Origin of the sequence: Halobacillus campisalis, assembly GCF_030345335.1 — a bacterium.
In the GTDB taxonomy this organism is placed as follows: domain Bacteria; phylum Bacillota; class Bacilli; order Bacillales; family Halobacillaceae; genus Halobacillus_A; species Halobacillus_A campisalis.
On record NZ_JAPVRC010000006.1, the window covers coordinates 91,029 to 111,290 of the forward strand.

The 20,262-nt window shown below is 37.9% G+C and carries 25 protein-coding genes, 1 tRNA gene, 1 pseudogene and 1 riboswitch; of the genes and pseudogenes, 17 read left to right on the forward strand and 10 right to left on the reverse strand.

Annotation, left to right across the window (positions count from 1 at the left end; translation table 11 throughout):
• Window positions 1-215 precede the first annotated feature (215 nt).
• Window positions 216-288 (forward strand) — tRNA-Val (locus O2Q26_RS13290).
• A 470-nt stretch (window positions 289-758) separates the two neighbouring features.
• Here the strand turns inward: O2Q26_RS13290 and O2Q26_RS13295 are convergent.
• From O2Q26_RS13295 to O2Q26_RS13305, 3 genes are all read right to left on the reverse strand, one after another.
• Complete coding sequence (locus O2Q26_RS13295) at window positions 759-995, reverse strand: hypothetical protein (protein WP_289216361.1); 237 nt, start codon at window positions 993-995, stop codon at window positions 759-761.
• Between the two features lie 187 nt (window positions 996-1,182).
• A complete protein-coding gene (locus O2Q26_RS13300) occupies window positions 1,183-2,046 on the reverse strand; it encodes an SDR family oxidoreductase (RefSeq protein ID WP_289216362.1) in 864 nt (287 codons plus the stop codon).
• 110 nt (window positions 2,047-2,156) lie between these two features.
• On the reverse strand, window positions 2,157-3,113 hold the full coding sequence (locus tag O2Q26_RS13305; protein ID WP_289216363.1) for a ribose-phosphate diphosphokinase: 957 nt from the start codon (window positions 3,111-3,113) through the stop codon (window positions 2,157-2,159).
• Between the two features lie 294 nt (window positions 3,114-3,407).
• On the opposite strand from O2Q26_RS13305, the gene O2Q26_RS13310 reads away from it, so the two are divergent.
• Window positions 3,408-3,887 (forward strand): site-2 protease family protein, encoded by a 480-nt coding sequence (locus O2Q26_RS13310; RefSeq protein ID WP_289216364.1) that lies wholly within the window; start codon window positions 3,408-3,410, stop codon window positions 3,885-3,887.
• A gap of 40 nt (window positions 3,888-3,927) precedes the next feature.
• Here O2Q26_RS13310 and O2Q26_RS13315 read toward each other — a convergent pair whose 3' ends face one another.
• Complete coding sequence (locus tag O2Q26_RS13315; protein ID WP_289216365.1) at window positions 3,928-4,080, reverse strand: YjcZ family sporulation protein; 153 nt, start codon at window positions 4,078-4,080, stop codon at window positions 3,928-3,930.
• Between the two features lie 178 nt (window positions 4,081-4,258).
• On the opposite strand from O2Q26_RS13315, the gene O2Q26_RS13320 reads away from it, so the two are divergent.
• Window positions 4,259-4,810 carry a hypothetical protein gene (locus tag O2Q26_RS13320; protein ID WP_289216366.1) on the forward strand — a complete coding sequence of 184 codons (552 nt, stop codon included), beginning with the start codon at window positions 4,259-4,261 and terminating at the stop codon, window positions 4,808-4,810.
• Window positions 4,811-4,940: 130 nt separating this feature from the next.
• Entirely contained in the window at window positions 4,941-5,654 is a 714-nt protein-coding gene (locus O2Q26_RS13325; protein WP_289216367.1) for an EAL domain-containing protein, read from the forward strand.
• A 92-nt stretch (window positions 5,655-5,746) separates the two neighbouring features.
• On the opposite strand, the gene O2Q26_RS13330 is transcribed toward O2Q26_RS13325, so the two are convergent.
• Window positions 5,747-5,878: a YjcZ family sporulation protein gene (locus O2Q26_RS13330; protein WP_253935916.1), complete on the reverse strand. Its 132-nt coding sequence runs from the start codon at window positions 5,876-5,878 to the stop codon at window positions 5,747-5,749.
• A 171-nt stretch (window positions 5,879-6,049) separates the two neighbouring features.
• On the opposite strand from O2Q26_RS13330, the gene O2Q26_RS13335 reads away from it, so the two are divergent.
• Entirely contained in the window at window positions 6,050-6,412 is a 363-nt protein-coding gene (locus O2Q26_RS13335; protein ID WP_289216368.1) for a YuzC family spore coat inner layer protein, read from the forward strand.
• 320 nt (window positions 6,413-6,732) lie between these two features.
• Here O2Q26_RS13335 and O2Q26_RS13340 read toward each other — a convergent pair whose 3' ends face one another.
• The 3 genes from O2Q26_RS13340 to O2Q26_RS13350 form a co-directional block, all read right to left on the reverse strand.
• On the reverse strand, window positions 6,733-7,107 hold the full coding sequence (locus O2Q26_RS13340) for an SET domain-containing protein (protein WP_289216369.1): 375 nt from the start codon (window positions 7,105-7,107) through the stop codon (window positions 6,733-6,735).
• A gap of 103 nt (window positions 7,108-7,210) precedes the next feature.
• The gene (locus O2Q26_RS13345; protein WP_289216497.1) at window positions 7,211-7,705 is read right to left on the reverse strand and encodes a L,D-transpeptidase family protein; all 495 of its coding nucleotides are present in this window, start codon (window positions 7,703-7,705) and stop codon (window positions 7,211-7,213) included.
• Between the two features lie 234 nt (window positions 7,706-7,939).
• Entirely contained in the window at window positions 7,940-8,101 is a 162-nt protein-coding gene (locus tag O2Q26_RS13350) for an aspartyl-phosphate phosphatase Spo0E family protein (protein WP_253935913.1), read from the reverse strand.
• A 378-nt stretch (window positions 8,102-8,479) separates the two neighbouring features.
• Here O2Q26_RS13350 and O2Q26_RS13355 point away from each other — a divergent pair, with 378 nt between their 5' ends.
• The 5 genes from O2Q26_RS13355 (at window position 8,480) to O2Q26_RS13370 (ending at window position 11,868) form a co-directional block, all read left to right on the forward strand.
• Window positions 8,480-9,553 (forward strand): branched-chain amino acid aminotransferase, encoded by a 1,074-nt coding sequence (locus tag O2Q26_RS13355; RefSeq protein WP_289216370.1) that lies wholly within the window; start codon window positions 8,480-8,482, stop codon window positions 9,551-9,553.
• 254 nt (window positions 9,554-9,807) lie between these two features.
• Window positions 9,808-10,065, forward strand: coding sequence for a hypothetical protein (locus tag O2Q26_RS13360; RefSeq protein WP_289216371.1), 258 nt, complete (start codon window positions 9,808-9,810; stop codon window positions 10,063-10,065).
• Window positions 10,047-10,178 carry a response regulator transcription factor gene (locus tag O2Q26_RS19075; RefSeq protein WP_352232249.1) on the forward strand — a complete coding sequence of 44 codons (132 nt, stop codon included), beginning with the start codon at window positions 10,047-10,049 and terminating at the stop codon, window positions 10,176-10,178. The genes O2Q26_RS13360 and O2Q26_RS19075 overlap by 19 nt, the downstream gene beginning before the upstream one ends.
• Before the next feature lie 13 nt (window positions 10,179-10,191).
• Window positions 10,192-10,281, forward strand: a riboswitch (cyclic di-GMP riboswitch).
• A 324-nt stretch (window positions 10,282-10,605) separates the two neighbouring features.
• Entirely contained in the window at window positions 10,606-11,322 is a 717-nt protein-coding gene (locus tag O2Q26_RS13365; protein ID WP_289216372.1) for an EAL domain-containing protein, read from the forward strand.
• 12 nt (window positions 11,323-11,334) lie between these two features.
• On the forward strand, window positions 11,335-11,868 hold the full coding sequence (locus O2Q26_RS13370; protein ID WP_289216373.1) for a PilZ domain-containing protein: 534 nt from the start codon (window positions 11,335-11,337) through the stop codon (window positions 11,866-11,868).
• A gap of 171 nt (window positions 11,869-12,039) precedes the next feature.
• Here O2Q26_RS13370 and O2Q26_RS13375 read toward each other — a convergent pair whose 3' ends face one another.
• Window positions 12,040-12,231: a hypothetical protein gene (locus tag O2Q26_RS13375; protein ID WP_289216374.1), complete on the reverse strand. Its 192-nt coding sequence runs from the start codon at window positions 12,229-12,231 to the stop codon at window positions 12,040-12,042.
• 252 nt (window positions 12,232-12,483) lie between these two features.
• Between O2Q26_RS13375 and O2Q26_RS13380 the strand changes: the two genes are divergently transcribed.
• A complete protein-coding gene (locus O2Q26_RS13380) occupies window positions 12,484-14,547 on the forward strand; it encodes a cation:proton antiporter (protein WP_289216375.1) in 2,064 nt (687 codons plus the stop codon).
• Between the two features lie 412 nt (window positions 14,548-14,959).
• A complete protein-coding gene (locus tag O2Q26_RS13385; protein WP_289216376.1) occupies window positions 14,960-16,450 on the forward strand; it encodes a potassium/proton antiporter in 1,491 nt (496 codons plus the stop codon).
• A gap of 57 nt (window positions 16,451-16,507) precedes the next feature.
• Here the strand turns inward: O2Q26_RS13385 and O2Q26_RS13390 are convergent.
• Window positions 16,508-17,176, reverse strand: a pseudogene (locus O2Q26_RS13390) (SDR family NAD(P)-dependent oxidoreductase); the annotation flags it as partial.
• Window positions 17,177-17,432: 256 nt separating this feature from the next.
• On the opposite strand from O2Q26_RS13390, the gene O2Q26_RS13395 reads away from it, so the two are divergent.
• The 5 genes from O2Q26_RS13395 to O2Q26_RS13415 all read left to right on the forward strand — a co-directional run bounded on the left by O2Q26_RS13395 (window position 17,433) and on the right by O2Q26_RS13415 (window position 19,975).
• Window positions 17,433-17,585, forward strand: a complete 153-nt coding sequence (locus O2Q26_RS13395) for a hypothetical protein (protein WP_289216377.1) — start codon at window positions 17,433-17,435, stop codon at window positions 17,583-17,585.
• A gap of 119 nt (window positions 17,586-17,704) precedes the next feature.
• Window positions 17,705-17,899 (forward strand): hypothetical protein, encoded by a 195-nt coding sequence (locus O2Q26_RS13400; protein WP_253935904.1) that lies wholly within the window; start codon window positions 17,705-17,707, stop codon window positions 17,897-17,899.
• A gap of 251 nt (window positions 17,900-18,150) precedes the next feature.
• Window positions 18,151-18,348 (forward strand): hypothetical protein, encoded by a 198-nt coding sequence (locus tag O2Q26_RS13405; RefSeq protein ID WP_289216378.1) that lies wholly within the window; start codon window positions 18,151-18,153, stop codon window positions 18,346-18,348.
• Between the two features lie 40 nt (window positions 18,349-18,388).
• Window positions 18,389-18,649: a hypothetical protein gene (locus O2Q26_RS13410; RefSeq protein ID WP_289216379.1), complete on the forward strand. Its 261-nt coding sequence runs from the start codon at window positions 18,389-18,391 to the stop codon at window positions 18,647-18,649.
• A 129-nt stretch (window positions 18,650-18,778) separates the two neighbouring features.
• Entirely contained in the window at window positions 18,779-19,975 is a 1,197-nt protein-coding gene (locus tag O2Q26_RS13415; RefSeq protein WP_289216380.1) for a S8 family peptidase, read from the forward strand.
• The last annotated feature ends 287 nt before the right edge of the window (window positions 19,976-20,262 follow it).

Here is a 20,262-nt window from a genome sequence, read left to right on the forward strand (position 1 = left end):
CCATGCTCCTAAAATTCCCGTATGACAGGGGGTGTAAACGTTCTACCTTTATTTTATCACATAATGTTTAGAAAAGTAGAATGGAAGGTTCAATTATACTTTTTCCTTCTTTTGTCGTATAGCCTTTAAGATTTAAAAAAATTCGTTGACATTATTCTCGTCACGTTGTATATTAATATTTGTTCGAAACAATTTTACGAAACATTTACATACGTGATTCCGTAGCTCAGCTGGGAGAGCGCCACCTTGACAGGGTGGAGGTCGTTGGTTCGAGCCCAATCGGAATCATCCACACAAAGTGCCGAAATGGCGCGGTTTTCCATCCATGGGGAGGCCGCGTCATTTCTTTTATATTCAAAGAAAGTGGACCATTTGTGGACCTATTGAAAAAACTAGTTTTTTTTATATTTACTAGGGTGTAAAGGCTGTGTAAAATATAGCGAACTTTTTGAGTTAATAGGAAAAGCCTGTTTGAATTATATAATTACAGTAATACCACTGAAGTTCATCCTTTGAAGTCTAATCTTAAAGACATCGAAAGTCATATTCATCAAATTGGGGATCCTCACACTCAAGAGGCTTTAGGTAATTTTAAGTCCTCCATAAAGTAAAAAAACACCTATGTAGGTGAGCTTTTCGTAAAAAAAGCGAGCATAATCCCTCTGGCGGAAGAGGAATATATGACACGCCTTTAAATTTCTGACTATTTCTTTAAACGTGGTCAGTGAAATTATACAGGTGGTGGAGGTTTTTTGTGATTAGAACCAGCTGTCCCAGCTATGACCTTTGCGACGTCTACGTCGTCGGTTATCGTCCTCAGCTCCAGCTACTAAATCATCAAGCAGACAGCGGTTAACGGCACGGCAAAAGTCATCACTATCAATAAAAGATTTGACTGGTACTCTGAAGTTGTCATCACTAATACCTGCTACGTTATTTCTTTTTCTTCGACGGTTGGAAGATCCTGCAACATTGTTATCTCCGCAGCATCCCATATGAAACACCTCCTTACCTTATAGATTACTTTATAATATGAAAGTTCTAGTAAAATGCTTGGGACAATCTACTATTAATAGATAAAAACATATAATAATAGAATATTTATGGATGAAGCTTGCTCATTAATTTATCTTTTTCAAAGGAAAAGAGAAGCTGCCTTGAAGACAGCTTTTCTTTTCTCTTTTATCCATTGATAATAATCCCGCCGTTTACATGAATCATCTGACCTGTCACAAAACTTGAATCCTCACTTGCTAAGTAAACATAGGCTGGAGCAATTTCTTTCGGGTGAGCGGGGCGGCCCATAGGGTTGTCTGAGCCGAATTCTGCTACTTTTTGCGCGTCAAAGCTTGATACAATAAGAGGGGTCCAAACAGGACCAGGAGCTACGCCGTTCACTCGTATTCCTTTTCCGACTAGAGATTTTGATAAGGCTCGGGTAAATGAAGTAATGGCCCCTTTTGTCGCCGTATAGTCAATCAGCTGCTCATTTCCTGCATAAGCTGTAATGGATGAAGTATTAATGATGCAACTGCCTCTTTTTAAATAAGGGACCACAGCTTTACTCATATAGAAGTAAGAAAAAAAGTTGACTCGGAAGGTTTGCTCCATTTGTTCATTTGTAACACTCATAAAGTCATTCTGAGGGAACTGGACGGCAGCATTATTAATTAAAACATCAATTTTTCCGAATTGATTAACTGTTTCTTTTACTGCATCTTCACAAAAGCCTGCATTCCCAACATTCCCACTAATTAACTTGCAAATGCGTCCTTGTTGCTCCACCAATTGTTTAGTAAAGGCAGCATCTTCATGTTCATCTAGATATAAGATAACAATGTCAGCACCTTCTTTTGCAAAATATAAACTGACCGATCTTCCGATTCCGCTGTCTCCTCCAGTGATTATGACAGTTTTTCCTTTTAGCTTTCCACTGCTTTGATAGTCGGGATCATTATATTCTGGGAGAGGATTCATTTCATGCTCGTTACCTGGTTGTTTTCTTTGATGCTGTTTCGGGTTTATTTCTTTCTTAGTATTGGACATGTCATCACCCTTATAATTCAAGTTAATAAAAAGGATGCCCTTACCAGAAGAATTCAGTCATGAAAAAAACCAATCATGACAATTTTGATTGTCATGATTGGTTTCATTTTCTAAGAATCGAACAATGGGCTGACTGACTCTTCGTCATGTACACGTTTAATCGCTTCGCTTACTAATGGTGCAATAGAAAGCTGAGTTAATTTCTTCATTCGCTTTTCAGGAGGTAAAGGAATACTGTTCGTTACGATCAATTCCTTAACAGGGGAAGCTTCAATCTTCTCGATAGCAGGACCTGATAGAACAGGGTGGGTGCTGCAAGCGTAAACTTCTTTTGCTCCATTTTCAATTAAAGCCTTCGTTCCGCTTTCAATTCTGATACCAGTATCTACGATGTCATCCATTAATATGCAAGTTTTCCCAGCTATATCTCCGACAATGTTTATTTCGCCAGCGAAGTTTCCTCTAGGGGCGCGCTTATCTATGATAGCGATTCCTGTTTTCAAACGGTCAGCCATTTGACGGGCTCTTTTAACACTGCCGTGATCAGGGGATACGACGACCACATCTTCCAACTCTTTCTCTAAGAAATACTTAGATAGAATCGGCATGGCAAGCAGTAAATCTACAGGGATATCAAAAAAGCCCTGTACCTGTGGGGCATGAATATCTATCGAAATAAGTCTCGTTGCTCCAGCGCGTTCAATTAAGTCAGCAACCAGTTTGGCAGTAATTGGTTCTCTCGAACGGGCTTTACGATCCTGGCGCGCGTAGCCATAATAAGGCATAACCACATTAATTGACTCCGCTGAAGCCCGTCTTAAAGCATCAATCATAATAAGCAGTTCCATAATGTGTTGATTGACAGGTTCGCTTGTGGATTGAATGATGTACACGTCACACCCTCTGACACTTTCCTCTATATTAATTTGTAATTCTCCATCGCTAAATTCTGTTACTGAGCATTTACCTAATTCAATTCCAAGATTGTCGACGATTTCTTCGGCTAGATCTGTGTTGGAATTCAAAGAAAAGATCTTTAATTTAGGATCAGGACTTACGGTGGACATATATGGTTCCTCCTTATGTAGGGCGGGTAGATTATTTTAAATACCATTATCCCAAATTTTCGTTGGATACACAAGAAACCAATGGTTAATAGCTGATCTTTACATGTCTGAATTTAAGGAATGTAATTTACTTCAATTTTAGCTTTGGAAGAGCTGACTATATTTAAAATCGACTAGGGAAAATGGATGATTTATCATATCAATATAATAAATATCTTTAAAAAAGTTAGAGAACACTGGATAACGGGAAGGCATTAGTTCAGTACAACGAAGACTATGCTGGAGGAGAATTATATGTTTACGTTAAGTGATATCCCTATGTTTTTTGTGAATTTCTTCTTTATCCTTCCTATGGTGACATTAGTGCATGAAGCGGGTCATGTACTTGTTGCCCGGCTGTTCGGAGGAAAGATAAAGTTTTGTATAGGAACAGGCAATACACTTTTTCACTTAGGACCTTTGGAAGTGAAGAAGATGTATTTCATGGAGGGGTGGTGCCAGTATGAAAAGCTTTCGTACAATAAGACCTGGGCTCATGTGGCGATTTATTTAGCTGGAAGTATATTTAACTTGATCGTCATTCTCGCTATGAATTATCTGATCTATGCTGGTGTTATTCCAGCTGATTTATTCTTTTACCAATATGCTTATTTCTCAGTATATTTCATATTCTTTTCACTTTTTCCTTTTAGAAACGAAGAAGGAAAGCCTAGTGATGGGATGGCAATCTATGATGTCATACGTTATGGGAAAGCGAACGACCCTATTGATTAAATGAAAAAAGCCAGGGCAGCTGCCCTGGGCTTTTTCATGCTTATTTACAGAGAGCAGCGCCTACAATAATCAAAAGGATGAACAAAACAACGATCAAAGCAAAGTTGTTTCCACCTCTTCTGCAGCCATATCCACCATATCCGCCGTACGGTCTGTTATTACCGAAGCCGCCGTAACCACAACCATATCCCATAACCTCACCACCTTTATCTCATTAAGATAACTTATGGAAAAACAACTGAAGTGGAAAGGCGAATGACTATTTTGAAGAAATTTGCTGGTTATATGCACAGATAAAAACAGCATATATTTTATTTTGCTGATTATATTTAATTTCACTAATTACATTAGCTTACATGAGGAGGAGGACATTGAATCAAGATACGCTCACTAATGGATTTTGCGAAGGCTTCTGGAACTGTATATCCCCTGCTGACTGGTTAAGCAACCTTTTGACATTTTTAGCTATAGCAATCCCTGTATTCGTCACTTTAGTGATTGAAAAAAATAAAGCTAAAAAAGAAACCATTAGAAGGATTGCTGAAGAAAGAAAGCCTCTGAAAAGAGAATTAGTCATAAACAAACAAATGATTGAGCAGCTGCTAATGAACTTCTGCAAAGCAGAGACTCAAAATGTAAAAGGCGAGGAAATCACTAAAATTATAAAAGAAAATACAGAATACCTTGAAAGTCTTAGGGCTGTTTTGCTTGCACATTCCATTATAAGAGTAGACGAGATAGATAGAATGAGATTGTTTTTTGGTGCGCTAGAAATCTTGAACAATAAATTAAAGTTCAAGAACATTCCAGAAACGAACATCCCGCTTAATCGTATATATCAAAAAAGGGAAATGGAAGAATTTTTACAAGATTGTTATAAGGCATGGTATAATATAAAAAGAGATTATGGAATTAAACAATAGCTTAAGTTCAGAATGGTTGTTTGCAATAAATAATTATTAGTGAAATGTTTCTAAGTCATTTTCCTGCATAAGAACCGGACCTCATGTAAGTGAGGCTTTTTTATAATAAAATACCAAAGAGGTGTTGGATTTGACATCTGCAGAGCAACTGTTGAATGGTCGATCTTTTTCACATCATTTTCAACCGATTTATAACTTGGCTACTTGGAGAAAAATAGGTTATGAAGTATTGCTGAGACCGGCATGTTCACTGTCACCTGAGGAAGCGTTCCAATTAGCTGAAGCTGAGGAAAAGCTTTACGAATTAGATACTTTATCTATTCAAAAAGCTGTGGAGTATTATAATAATGAAGGTTATACAAGCAGAAATGGAATGTTATTTATAAATGTTTTTCCTTCAACGATTTCAAATCCACTTTTCTTATCTTTTATAGAGAAGCTAACTACACAATTCCAACAATCGCAAAACTTGATTTTAGAATTAAATGAATCGGAAAGAATTGAAGATTACATTGTCTTAAATAAGGCATTGCAAAATATCAGGAAACTGGGCATTAAGGTGGCTATTGATGATTTTGGGAAACGTTATTCCGATATCGCCTCACTTGTTGAGTTGAAACCTGATTATGTAAAACTTGATCGTTATCTCATAAGTAATTTGGAGCAATCTAAAGAAAAGCAATTTATTGTTAATTGCATAAAAAAATATTGTGCGGAATTTCATACAAAACTAATTATCGAAGGAATAGAGCGTCCCAATGAGCTGGCACTGGCAAAATATCTGGGTATTCCTTTAGCTCAAGGGAATGTCCTCTCACCGCCTGAGGATCTTAATCAATATTGAACGTTTTTAAAAAAGTCAGGACGAATGACGTCCTGACTAAGATTGGTGAGAATTAATATGATTGAAGAAAGGAATGGACCTTTCATTCACTATTAATGTTTATAATAGGCTGTACCAACAATAACTAACAAGATGAACAAAACAACGATCAGCGCAAAGCCGCCGCCTTTGTATCCGCCGTAGTTGTTTCCGCAGAAACCACCGAATCCGCCATAATAGCTCATAATTTCACCACCTTTAGTTCGATACTATACTATATGGCTTATATAGCTGAGGTGGAAAGGCTATCGACTAACTACGTTCTTTTTAGGGCACGTTGGAATCTTTTCATTCCCATAACAAAACCTCTATACATATGATGAAGGAGATGTTTGTTATGGGAGGAGATTCAGTTAATGTATTATGCGTATCATCCTCAATTGTATTATTGTCCAGCATGCGGATCTCGTCGGGCTTATGAAGAAATTGACTCTAATCTTTTTCAACATTCCGCAAATGAAATGAAAAAACTGTTGATTGATGTTGAAAAGGTGATTGAAAAGCTGGCTTCATCTAAAAATTTGTCGGAAAAAATTATGAATGCAGCCCAGTACTCGGATATGGGAGAAGTCGAGCGATTAATCTATTCTATCGGCATTACTTCTGAATTATCCATACGCTACAATCCTGAAAGTTTACATTTAGAATTTAACACATCACATAACTCCGATAATTCAGAGGAGTGCTGTAAATTGATTTTGGCGTTTCGCTGGAGATAGTTGTTATGATATCCTGCTTCACTTTATGTGGGGCAGGGTATTTTTGTTCGATAAGTATGTCAATTAAGGGATTTGATCGTAAAATGATAATTTTTGAAAATGACTTTATCAAGTGATTTCAAAAAATGTGCTTAGAAATTCCATAGAGGAAGATTGCATTGAGATTCAGTTCCTTAAAATAAAGACCAGATTTTCTCTAAACCAAGGCTTCAACTATCCTGCCACAGCGTTGAATAACTTTTCGTGAAAAATCACCAATGAAGTTTAACCTAACTAAAATAAAAAACGCACTCAAGAAAATGAGTGCGTTAATTAAAGAACTATTCATTGAACCAAAGAGGATCTTCATTGTCCACGAAGCCATTATAATTGATAAGGACCTCTTCTCCAGCTTTTATATCCCGATAGGCATAAAAATCAAAAGTGTCGTTCTCAAAATTTATTTTATAATTCGCATTAGGTTCGTATGAATGGTTAAACATCATGCCATAACCTAATACAAAAGCCGAATGGTTCTCACCATATTCGAAAGCATAGTCGGCTAAACGAGTTTTCTCTATGAAGTCATGCTCTTCATTAGGATAAGGGATGACCGGAGCCTGGTGTATTAGTTCGCTTTTAGCTATATCTCTTGTAGCAAATACACCACGGTTCAACTCTTCATCAGGTAGAGTTGACGTTTTTATTTCAATCATTTTTATCACCTGCTCTTTCTATATTAAGTCTGACAGGAGAGCAAGCGAAACGCAACTTTTTTACTATTCTGTTAAATGGGGAGAATTTCACTCTAAAGCAACCTTAAGGATGGATAAACACAGGAGTTCCAACAGGTATTGTTCTAGCTAACTCTTCTACATCATTATTGTACATGCGTATACAACCTTTCGATACAGCTTTACCTATAGAACTGGGATCATTAGTTCCGTGAATACCATAATATTGTTTTGAAAGGCTCATCCACATTGTTCCATAAGGGCCTCCGGGGTTAGGAGCCTTATTAATGATAATGAATTGACCGATCGGTGTGTTATTTAAAATGCTGCCTACTGCAATTGGGTATTGTTTCTGTAATACGCCGTCCTTAAGAAGGTTAAGGTGTCTTCCGCTTAAGGATACCCCGATTTGGTAAGGGATTGAACTAGCAGGTGGAATCCCTGGAATCTCGATGGACTGTCCAGGATAGATAATGTTAGGGTTGATTCCTGGGTTTGCAGCTAAAATAGTGGATAAGGGTGTGCGGTAATCACGAGAGATTTGTGAAAGTGTTTCGTCAGGTTTTACAATATGAAACAGTTAAAGCACCTCCATAATGTTTTTATACATTGTATGTAGGCTTTTAAGAGTTTTTCATCAAATTGCAGGAAACTGAACTGACTCCTGCAAATGAATTGAATGGAAAATTTTTCGGGGAGAGTCATGGTAAAACTTAGGGAGAAAAGCAACCTTATCTCTGGTCCGCCTATTTAAGGGATAAAAAGGGGGGGGTAAAAGTTTGAAGGGATGAATAGACAAGCAAAATGAAAGAATTTAATTTGCTTGTCTATTCAAGAGATCATCAAGCTGCTGACTGCAGCGCACCGTTCTTACATCTGTCAGCCCGTACCTTGTGCCTAATTCAATCATTTCCCTCTTCTTAATCAATATAGCTTTAGACAACTTATATTTTGGTGGTTCGATCACTTTATTCACAAATTTGCCTCCTTGGCTATTAGAAAGAATGTTAACAAACAACGAAATTAATTATGCCTATTATTCAAAATGAATTCAATAGCTTCGTCAAAACTTTCCATAAAAAGACACTGATAATTAATAATCTTTATCGTTCCTATGGTTAGTCGACAACATCACTTTTTAATGGATTTCAATTGGATAGAAAGCTAATAGGTAAAGTTCCTTATTGGAGATCTGATTGCTTCTTTAAAGTATGGAAGAAAATTTGATTTATGAAGTGCTAAGTCTTTAAAAATCTAAAGGTTGCGAGTACAATGAATACTAATATCTGAGACTCTATTCTACATACTTATTCACAGAATAGGAATTTATAATCCAGGAGAAGGAGATTTAAACATGACAAAGCAAAGACTTGAAATTGAAAAAAGCAATCAGCAGAAACCTAAGCCTGAATCGGACCAAATTCCTTTTGGAAGTGTGTTTACCGACCACATGTTTGTAATGGACTATGATTCAGCAAAAGGCTGGTACGACCCTAGAATCGTTCCTTACGAACCATTAACCTTGGACCCCGCAGCTATGATCTTTCATTATGGCCAAACAGTATTTGAAGGTTTAAAAGCATACCGAGGTGAAGGAGACCGTATTCTGCTGTTCAGACCTGAACAGAACTTCGCTCGGTTGAATCGTTCAAGTGAGCGCCTTAGTATTCCCCCTATCAACGAAGAAGAGGTGATGGACCATTTAAGAGAGTTGATCAGTCTGGAAAAAGACTGGGTACCGGAAACGAAGGGCACTTCCCTTTATATCCGTCCTTTCATTATTGCGACAGAACCAAACTTAGCCGTAGCTCCGTCAAAAACTTATAAATTGATGATCATCCTTTCTCCGGTAGGCTCTTATTTCACCGGGGGATTGCGTCCTGTTACAATTAACGTCGAGGATCAATTCACTCGTGCAGTAAAAGGCGGAACTGGAATGGCCAAAACGGCCGGCAACTATTCAGCAGCTTATCAAGCACAAGCAAAGGCTTCTCAAGAGGGAGGGGCTGAAGTTCTATGGCTAGATGGCGTTGAAAAACGGTTTATCGAAGAAGTCGGCAGTATGAACATATTCTTCAAAATCAATGGAGAAGTTATTACCCCTGAACTGAGCGGGAGTATACTAAAGGGAATTACCCGGATGTCGATCATTGAACTTTTACAGGATTGGGGTATACCTGTTACAGAAAGAAAAATTTCGATAGATGAGCTGTATCAAGCATACGAAGAAGGTATAGTAGAAGAAGTATTTGGAACGGGCACGGCAGCAGTAATTTCTCCAGTTGGAGAGTTTAACTGGCTTGGTAAAAAAATGGTGATTAACAATCATCAAATTGGTGACTTATCTCAAAAGCTTTATGATACGATTACAGGAATTCAAAGAGGAGAAGTTACAGATTCCTATGAATGGACAGTAGAAGTCATTTAAGTAATTTTAAAATGGAAGACGTTAAAAGCACATCTCTTAATTAACAGGGTGTGCTTTTTTTATTGTTTTTAATAGGTAAAAAGTTGTGGTAATACTTATAAAGTGTATGTAAAATAGTCACAAAATTATGTAAAAAGATATTAAAAATAGTACATTATGGTGAAAAAATAATCCACACGGGTTATAGGAAAATTATACTATTATATTGTATTGTATATTTAAGTAGTAAATAGAAGCATAAAAAGGGGAAATAAATGAAGCTTATTCAATCCATTAAATTAAGTGAAGAAGAAATTCAAGACTTGATGGCTGCAATCACTCATACAATTGAAACTTCTTCTACTATTCATCCAGACCGTTTGATACGCTTAAAGAAAATCAAAGAGTCCTTCCTTTCGATTTCCACGGAAAAAGACTCGCCGGAAACACAACACTATAAAAAAAAACGCTTACGCCAAGGGAATTACAAATTTTCTCTTTGCTTGTCAAAGGGATGTCTTATACCAAAATAGCGAAAAGCATACATATATCAGAGCATACAGTTAAAGTGCACATAAGGAATATATATAGCAAATTGAAAGTGAAAAATAAGGTGGAACTAATCCTTAAATATAGTGAAAAATAACTGAATATTCAATTTCCGATAATGGCAAACCTGTTGAAAAATAGGGACGCAAAACCATGGGTCTAAGGTATAAAGGTATATACTATGACAGCCGGCTTTCGAAGAAGTGAGAATTAAATATCCTCATTTTCTTGAGGTTATTTTTTATATAAATATGGTTTTTTAAGGGATATATGGGGGTTGGAACCATAGTTAAATTCCTAATATCTCGAAATCAAGCCTTATGCATTACTATCACAAAGTCAACATATGAAGGAAAATTAGAAGGATCAGGCAGGAACAAAAGGCATAACATTTCCATTTTTAATACCGAAGATGCTCATACCCTGACAGACTTACGGCGGGGGTATATAAACCTTGTTAGTCACTTTTATTCGTTCAACAAGAAGCTTTAACAGCGGATTTATATAAATATTAAGTAAAAGAGGTGGTTCGAATCCTTGATCCGACCCTTACAAAAAGTACGATTTTTCATCATTTTCAACCTGTATATGATATAACGAGTTGGAAGAGAATCGGATTTGAAGTTTTGCTTAGATCAAAAGAAATTAAGAGTCCAGAGGAAGCGTTCGAAACGGCTAGAAAAGATAAAAAACTTTACGATTTAGACACATTGTCCATCTATGAAGCTATAGCATCGTTCACAGCAAATGGTTTCGCAGGAAAAGACATGTTGTTCCTTAACGTGTTTCCGTCCACCATCGTTCATAAAAATTTCATGGCTTTTATTCGAGAAATAGCCCTCTCATACCCAGAACCCCATAATTTGATACTCGAAATCAGTGAAGCTGAAAGTATCAACAACATCAAAGAGCTTGCTGGAATTGTCCGTCAAATTAAACAAACAGGAATTAAAGTTGCTTTTGATGATATCGGTAAAGGGTTTTCGGATATAGAATCTATTATCGAAAGCAAGCCGGATTACATTAAGCTGGATAAATACTTCACACGAGATTTAGACACTTCTAAAGAAAAACAGTTGTTTGTTGAATTCATCATTAATTATTGTGAGCGATTAGATATGAAATTAGTGATTGAAGGAATTGAAAAGCCGACTGAGTTAGCCATTATTAAATATTTGGGGGGCACACTTGCTCAAGGGTATGTGCTTGGCTACCCGGATCATTTAAAAAATTTGAAATAATGAGGTGATGTGATGACACTTCTAGTAGCTTACTTCATCGTGATTAATTTGTTGCTGACAGGGCTTATCATCTATTTGCAAAAGAAATCAAAAGCTGAAAGAAAAAGGATTTACAGTTTACTTGATGAAGAAAGAAATAAATTGAAGAAGAAACAGTCAGAGGACAAGAACCGCAGAGGAAGCTTCCGTTTAACCTTAAACAGAAAAGATTGTACATTAGTATTGAAGGAGTCTACTCATGGTAATATGGAGAAGCTCAAGGAGAGGTCTTTAAAAGGTTACATTGAGAACATCAGTGCTTCAGGCGTCAAATTCGTCTGCCGCTATGATCTTCCGGTGAAATTCAACTTTAAGGTGACATCTGTATTCGAGCTGAGAGGTGAAGAATTCTCTTTAGGCGCGGATATAGTAAGGAAAGAAGAGCATACCAATCATCAGCTGATGATTTACGGGCTTCAGTTCGTCGAGATGACGGCAAAAGATCAAGAAAGACTTAGCATCGTATTGCATAGAATTGAATCGGAAAACAGGAAGAGAATCTCCTGAGTGAAAATAAGCAAATTATGAAAAATGGTTGAAACGCCTTTCACTTTTTAATGGGACCGGCATATCCTATGATAATAAGCACAGAGCCTGTCAAAAGACGTTCTGCGCTTATTTTTGTATGTAAACTAGTTGTGGTATTGCTTTTCTACTTACAATAATCGAATTCAGGTCTCAATTATTTTTATTATAGTGAATCAAATAGATGATCTTTTTTAAATAATGATACGATAAATATCCTATCCCAATCACTAGAAGGATAGCGAGGCTGAGCCAGAAATAGCTTAAAAGATCAGGCATAAACAGAGTGAATAACGTAAAAATGACAGCACCGATCATAAAGAACGTAATTAATCGAATGACCATAATCATCCCTCCGAAAGTGTATAGATATCATCAGTATAAAATAGTGATCCTCTGATCTACAATGCTTCTTTTCACCCAGTAAATGTAAGGGAAGTAAAGTTATTATTAATTTTTTAGGAACAGAAGATAAATTATTGCCAATTATATATGAATTATAGTATATTGTTGACTCATAAAATAAAATCGACCCATAACCCTTTATGTAGTTGACACTTAGTCAGTGATGGTCTTTAAGATTGCGAGGAGTTGACTATGGATATACCTTTGCAGGAACCTGTCATTATATTCGGCTTAGCTGTTCTAATGTTTTTATTCTTCCCTATTCTAATGGGGAAGCTGCGAATCCCTGCTATTATCGGACCGATTGTAGCCGGTATTATTATTGGGCCTAATGGGTTGAACCTTCTGGCTAGAGACTCGACTATCGAGCTTCTGGGAGCAGTGGGATTACTATTTATTATCTTTATTGCAGGGTTAGAATTAGATATTGACGGATTTAAGAAATATAGGAAACGCAGCGTTGTTTTCGGTTTACTATCTTTCTCTATACCATTGACCTTAGGGACGGCCGTTGGGGTGTACCTTGGGTTTAGTGTCCCCGCTTCGATCTTGTTAGGGTCCATCGTAGGCTCACATACTCTTTTAGGATATCCGATTGTAAGCCGGCTTGGGGTCGCAAAAAATAAAGCGGTGACTACAGCTATCGGCGGGACTTTATTAACAGACACACTTGCAATGCTAGTGCTGGCAGTAATTACTGGTGCAGCAGAGGGGGAATTGTCTGTAGGCTTTTGGGCTCAGCTCATAATTGCAACGACCTTGTTTGCGCTTGGTGTTTTAGTCCTTACACCCTACCTGTCCAAATGGTTCTTCAAAAACTCAAACAATGATGGAGCCACTGAGTTCAACTTTGTGATGGCTGTTCTATTTGTAGCAGGAAGTATTGCCTTGTTTGCGGGACTGCAGCCTATTATTGGGGCCTTCCTTTCAGGTCTAGCGCTGAACCGCTACATTTATGATCATGGTCCGCTGATGAACCGGATCAGGTTTACTGCAAATGCTTTGTTTATCCCATTCTTCTTATTGTCTGTCGGAATGTTGATGGACTTAAGTGTTTTAATATCCAGTCCAGAAGCATGGGTAGTCACAGGATTAATTCTGTTTGCTGTTGTATTCGGTAAAGCTTTAGCCGGATGGATTACAAGTAAGATATATGGCTATACAGTGAAAGAACGCAAATTGATATTCGGCTTATCGATCTCTCAAGCCGCTGCAACCCTTGCGTCTACACTTGTAGGTTTTGAAATTGGTCTCTTAAATCAGCAGACGGTCAACGCTGTTATTGTGATGATTTTAATGACTTGTATCTTAGGCCCATATTTCTCTGAGAAATACGCTCGGAAATTGGCTACTAGACAAGAGCAGAGCCCTCAGGACGAAACGATGCCTGAGCGGATTCTCATCCCACTTGCGAATCCTGGAACGACGGAGTCCTTAATGGATTTAGGATTTATATTGAAAAAGGCAAAAGGAACTGAGGAGCCCCTATACCCATTGAGCGTAGTGCAAAAAGATTTGAAAAAAGCTACGGCAGAAGTGGCGCATGCTGAGCGGATGCTTGGCCACTCGGTCATATACGCTTCAGGTGCAGATGTTCCTGTGAAACTATTGACTCGAGTCGATCGAAACATCGGTCATGGAATCGAGAGAGCAGTCGCTGAAGAACGAATTACGACGATCATTGCAGGCTGGAATGGTCAAAAAGTAGGAAGTCAGAAGATTTTTGGCGGAATCATTGATAACTTCTTAGAACATACCTACCAACGGTCTTTGATCACTAAAATTCAGCATCCGCTGAATATGACAGAACGTATCATTATGATCATCCCTAATAATGTGGCTTTTAAGCCAGGGTTCGACGACTCAATCTCTATCATTAAAGATATTGCAGTCCAGCTAAATGCCTCTTTAAAAGGCTATGTAGTTAGAGATAATTTGGACACGTATCAGAGTGTTTCTGACCGGATCCGTCCAGGGATTCAAATTGACTTATTTTCTGCTGAAAGCTGGGAATCGCTATATGAAGAAAACTTGCAGGAGATTAAAAACAACGACCTGGTTATTCTGATAAGTGCACGCCGTGGAACGGTAGCCTGGCACCCTGAGTTAGAACGACTGCCTAAGGAACTTGCGGATATGAGCCGCGGCAGTCTGATCGTGTTTTATCCTACAGAAATGAAAGAAGCAGATATTCGTGGCACTCGCGGGACTGAGCTGCCGAAAGAATTATTATTTAGAAGTGATTATAACGACTGAAAAAATGCCGGTTTGAGAAAACCGGCATTACTTATTTTAAATGTCCACTTAAAGTCTCTGCAGTTAAGTTTACATAACATTATGATATTATAAATATAAACTTTCATCTAATTGCTCACTATTTGTTATTCTATTCTCACCCCTGCATTGTTCAATGATTCACGAACAAGTTTTCATTTTGGCTCTGTTGCTTAGAATGGTTTTCCTCTGGATAACTGGGAGGCTTCATCCGATCCATACAAGCCATATTTACCATGTTGATAGGATGAGCATGCTTCGTCGTCGTCTGTGTAGAAAGGTAGTGATTCCATGACCTTTGCTTTTAGATGTTATGGCACTCAGCTATATATTCCAATACATGAAACTATGAATTTTTCAGAGCTTAATTTAGTAGAAGGAGACTCTCACACATATGCTTTTTGAATCATTTGGAACAGATTCCTTTTTACTCATAACTGCGTTATTATTTTTTAGTGGTATCTTAGTGGCAAGGTTTTCGAGTCGCTGGGGTATACCCTCGCTCGTGCTTTTCATTTTGGTTGGAATGCTCGTCGGAAGTGATGGATTAGGTTTAATTTATTTTGACGATGCCCGGACAGCTCAAATTATAGGTGTGTTTTCTTTAGTGATCATCTTATTTGAAGGTGGTTTACATACAAAGTGGTCAACCGTGCGATCTGTGGCTGGACCATCATTATCTTTAGCTACGTTAGGTGTTTTGATTACTTCATGCATAGTCGGTTTTGCAGCATATTTCATAATGGATATTAAGTTGATTGAAGGACTCTTATTCGGTGCTATTGTTGGTTCTACAGATGCAGCTGCAGTTTTTGCCGCATTAAAAGAGCGGAATATCAAAGCGAAAATGGGTGCAACGTTAGAAGCTGAATCGGGAACAAACGACCCGATGGCAGTATTTTTGACGTTATCCCTTATTGAATTGATCGTAATGGAAGATAGCATTATTTTAATGATGATTCCGACGTTTTTCCTTCAAATGGGTTTAGGTTTAATTCTCGGTATTGCTTTTGGGAAACTGGCTTCATATTCCATAAATCATATAAAACTGGACTCGAGCGCTCTTTATCCAATTTTTTCTGTTGCCTTTGCTTTAATCACTTACAGTGTTACATCATTTATTGGAGGAAGCGGTTTTCTTGCCGTATATGTTGCTGCTCTTGTTATAGGGAATTCTGAGTTGACCTACCGATATTCCATTTTTCAATTCAATGAAGGATTTGCCTGGATGGCACAAATCCTAATGTTTATCATACTAGGTTTATTAGTATTTCCTGGGCAATTGTTCACTAAAGAAATTATGTTGAATGGATTTCTTTTATCGGCTATCCTAATATTCTTAGCGAGACCTGTCGCTGTATTTATATCTACAATTAAAATGAAATATAGCCTGAAGGAGAAAACATTTCTGTCCTGGGCAGGACTTCGTGGGGCTGTGCCGATCGTTCTTGCCACATTCCCGATTGTAGAGGGACTTGATAACAGCCAAACACTATTCAATATTGTATTTTTCGTAGTACTGACCTCAACTTTAGTGCAAGGTTCCACTATTTCCTATGCGGCGAAGTTACTCGACCTCGTCGGTCCAAAAAAAGATATCCCTCATCACTCCATAGAGTTGATATCGATGGGGAAAGCGTCAGCAGAGATGATCCAATACCAAACGAATCGCGAATCGGCTGTTGTAGGCAAAAAGCTTCGTGACGTATCATTTCCAAACCGTGCAAATATCAGTGCCATTATCCGTAATAATCAAGTTGTCACTCCTTATGGTGAGACAGAGATTAAAGAAGGGGATTTTCTATATATATTAGTAGAAGCTAAATATAAAGAACAACTTAAGAAAATATTAGAGCAAAAAACGAGTCATGAAAAAGGATCTTGACTAGAGAAGTGCAGGGCATCTTAATTAGATGGCCTGCACTTTTCTAAATCAGTGTGGTCATGAAGCACCCATCCCGCCATCCACACGATATTGACTGCCTGTAATGAATTTACTGTCATCCGATGCCAAAAAAAGTACCAGTTTGGCTATATCTTCGCTTTCTCCATAGCGGTTTAGAGGGATAGCGGATGTATGTTGCTCCTTTGCAGCTTCTGAATTTTCGGGATTAAGTCCTTTTTCAAGAGAGCGCATCATTCTTGTATTAACTGGAGAAGGGTGCACTGAATTAACATGCACATTTGACGGAGCAGCTTCAAGAGCGGCAACTTTTGTAATTCCAACTACGCCATGCTTAGAAGTAACATAGGGCGCTACGCCTGGCGAACCCATCAATCCTGCCACAGACGACATATTGATGATACTTCCACTCTTCTTTTCCTGCATGATAGGCAGTACATGTTTTAAACCAAGAAAAACACCCCGTACGTTAACATTCATTATTTGATCGAAGTCTTCAACCGTCTGTTCCGTTATGGGTGCCACTTTACCTTCGATTCCTGCATTGTAGAAGAAAATATCTATCGTGCCCAATCTTTCTAATGTCTTTTCAACATATTGTTGAACTTCATTTTCCTCTGTAACGTCTGCAGTTATAGTAAGAACTTCTCCGTAACGATTCAATTCTGTTTTTACGTCTTCTAAAGCCTGCTCATTCCTATCAATTAAAGCGACTTTAGCTCATTCTTTAAGAAATAGCTTAGCTGTCGCTTTGCCAATGCCACCGCTTCCTCCAGTAATAATTGCACACTGTCCATCTAATCGCGCCATTAAAAAACAGCTCCTTAGTATGAGTTTAGACAAAGTAGCGAATCTTTTGTCTCAGTCACAATTCCCAAAATTTTCAAAAAGAAACCTTTCTTGTTTTATTGTATGAAAACTAGCTATACACAAAAGCTATTGATAACGAAAGGAAGTGATTGCGATGTCAAAAAAAGATAAGAAAGTCAGTCGACAGTTCAAGGAAAACAAAAATCATGGAGAGACTAGAAATGGCCGGCTAAGTCAATTCAAAAACCATAACAGTGAACCTGGAGCTCAGCCGAACGAATTTTTCAGCAAAAAAGAAGAAGAATAAAATCAGCCTGTCCACCTGCATTTTCTCAAACAGCAGCCGATTATGAAATATGTGGTATATTTCTTAATTTCTCTACCTATACTGTCTAAATAAACATCTAAAGTAAAGGAGAGATATAAGTGGATAGGGAATGGCTGCATGAACAAGTAAAGAGTGTAAAAGGGCAAATTTGCTCGGGGACATTAAAATTCAAATGTCGTGACGATTACTTCCTTCAACAATTAGATAAAGTGAGAGAATGTGAGGATGGATTAGTGGATACGAATACTGTGTCTCCGACTTTAATTACATTAATTCAAGCATTAAATAAATGAGAAGCATCCTAATCGGGTGCTTTTTTAGATTTATTTTCATGTAAAGGAAGGATTATGTATATTTTTGTCGAAATTGTTCGATATAGGGTATAGATATAGGGATCATTATCATGGGCTGAGACATAAACTTATAAAAATACAGGCCTTGCAAAGGTATTGATGCAATTTAAAACATGTGGTTCGACTGAATATATATAAATATTAAAGTAAGTCGATGAGTGTATAGGTCCACTACCGGGGAGGTGGAAGTTTTGTTTGGGAATGTAGATTCAGGTTCTATGAATTATATTGTAGTCCACCTAATCTATTTAAGTACTTGTACGGTTGTAGCAGGAATGATTGTGGCAGCTGTATTGCGCGGACTTAAACTTCCAACTGCGGTTTCAGGCTTTATCGCTTCGTTACTATCACTGGTGGTAGCTTATTTATATTACCAGACCTTTTTTTAACAAGAGCCTGACTATAGGAAATTGAGAACGAAAGGATAGATTGACAATCGAACCGATTAAAGAACTTTATTTTGGCAAGAAAAAATTAAAAATACACGGCAGATACAGTGTAAGAATCGACAATACGATAGTCATTGAGCCAAGCGATGCGCCAGAGGAGCAGATCGATCAATTCATAGGTGAACGAAAAAAAGCTGATAAAGTAGCCGTTAAATCTTACTATGGCGTACCTCCGAGGGAATTACCAGGACCATATGTCATGAAAAGAAATCTTGGTTTATTAATCCTTGGAAAAGAATAGTTGCCCAATCATAGCGCGTAAAATGCTTTTAAGAGCCCCTGATTGATAAGGGGTTTCCCAAGTCGAAATAGAAGGAATTCCTCCTTAATTTGGTGAATGAGTTAGATATACCAAAAAGGAGGAATTTTTATGAAGTTTAAAGGTTTAGCAACACTGTCATTAGCTTTCACAATGGCACTTTTACCTGATTCAGGTGAAGCTTCTGCAGAAAAGAAATTTGAGCCCCTTCCCAAAGTAGAAGTGAATAATAAGGCTGATCAAGGGGATTACGTTAAAGGGGAGGTAGTCGTTAAATTCAAAGAAGGAAAATCTGGTGAAAAGTCTGCATTAGATGGGTTAAAAGCTTCGGAAATTCCTGATGATGATGCCGTAGATTCTGAATTTAAAGTGTTGAAGGTGGGTAATGTTGAGGCTGTTGTCAAAGCGCTTAACAAAAACCCTAATGTCGAGTATGCAGAACCTAACTATGAATTTGATGCTGCATGGACTCCAAACGATACTTATTATAATAGTGTACAATATGGGCCGCAAACAACAAACACACCGGCGGCCTGGGACATAACAAGAGGCAGTACCAATCAACAAATTGCTATAATTGATTCAGGAGTGGATTATAACCATCCGGATTTAGATGATAAAACAATACGCGGGTATGACTTTATTGACAATGATTATGATCCTATGGATGAAAATGGACACGGTACTCATGTAGCTGGTACGGCTGCGGCTGAGACTAACAACAGCCAGGGAGTTGCCGGTATGGCTCCTGATACAGAAATTCTAGCAGTAAGGGCGCTTGATGCCAGCGGGAATGGATCATTAGCTGCTATTGCTGACGCCATTCGTTATTCAGCTGATCAAGGAGCGGAAGTCATTAACCTTTCGCTGGGCTGTGATTGTGATACTCAAACTCTTGAAAATGCAGTGAATTACGCTTGGAGCCAAGGCTCCCTTGTCGTAGCTGCTGCAGGAAACGATGGAGTTTCGACCACCTTTGAACCCGCTTCCTATAGTAACGTAATAGCTGTAGGGGCAGTCGACGAGAATGACAATAGAGCATCTTTTTCGAACTATGGCACATGGGTTGATGTTACTGCACCTGGCGTAGATATTGCCTCTACGGTACCGAACGGAGGATACGCTTACATGTCCGGAACATCCATGGCATCTCCTCATGTAGCTGGTCTAGCTGGACTATTAGCCAGTCAAGGAAAAAGTAATTCTGAAATTCGTTCTGCCATCGAAAATACAGCTGACCCGATTAGCGGTACAGGGTACTATTTTAATGATGGGCGAATCAACTCTTATGAAGCTCTAAGCTATTAATCTATATTTTAAAACTGACTTTAAAGGTGGGGGCCTTTAAAGTCAGTTTTTTTAGTGTGAAGAAAGTAGTTTGAAAATCACCATTTACTATATAGGGATAATTTTATGAGGGAAATATTGATAGTAGACATCAAAAAGCTTCTGCGGTCTTTATTTCCAATGTGGTTAATTTGTGAGTATCAGAATTGAAGTCAAAAAATCTATTATAAATAAAGAGCATAAATAAGATGTGAAACATGATTAGGTAGTAAAATGATAAGGCATTACTATGGAAAACAATAACGAAT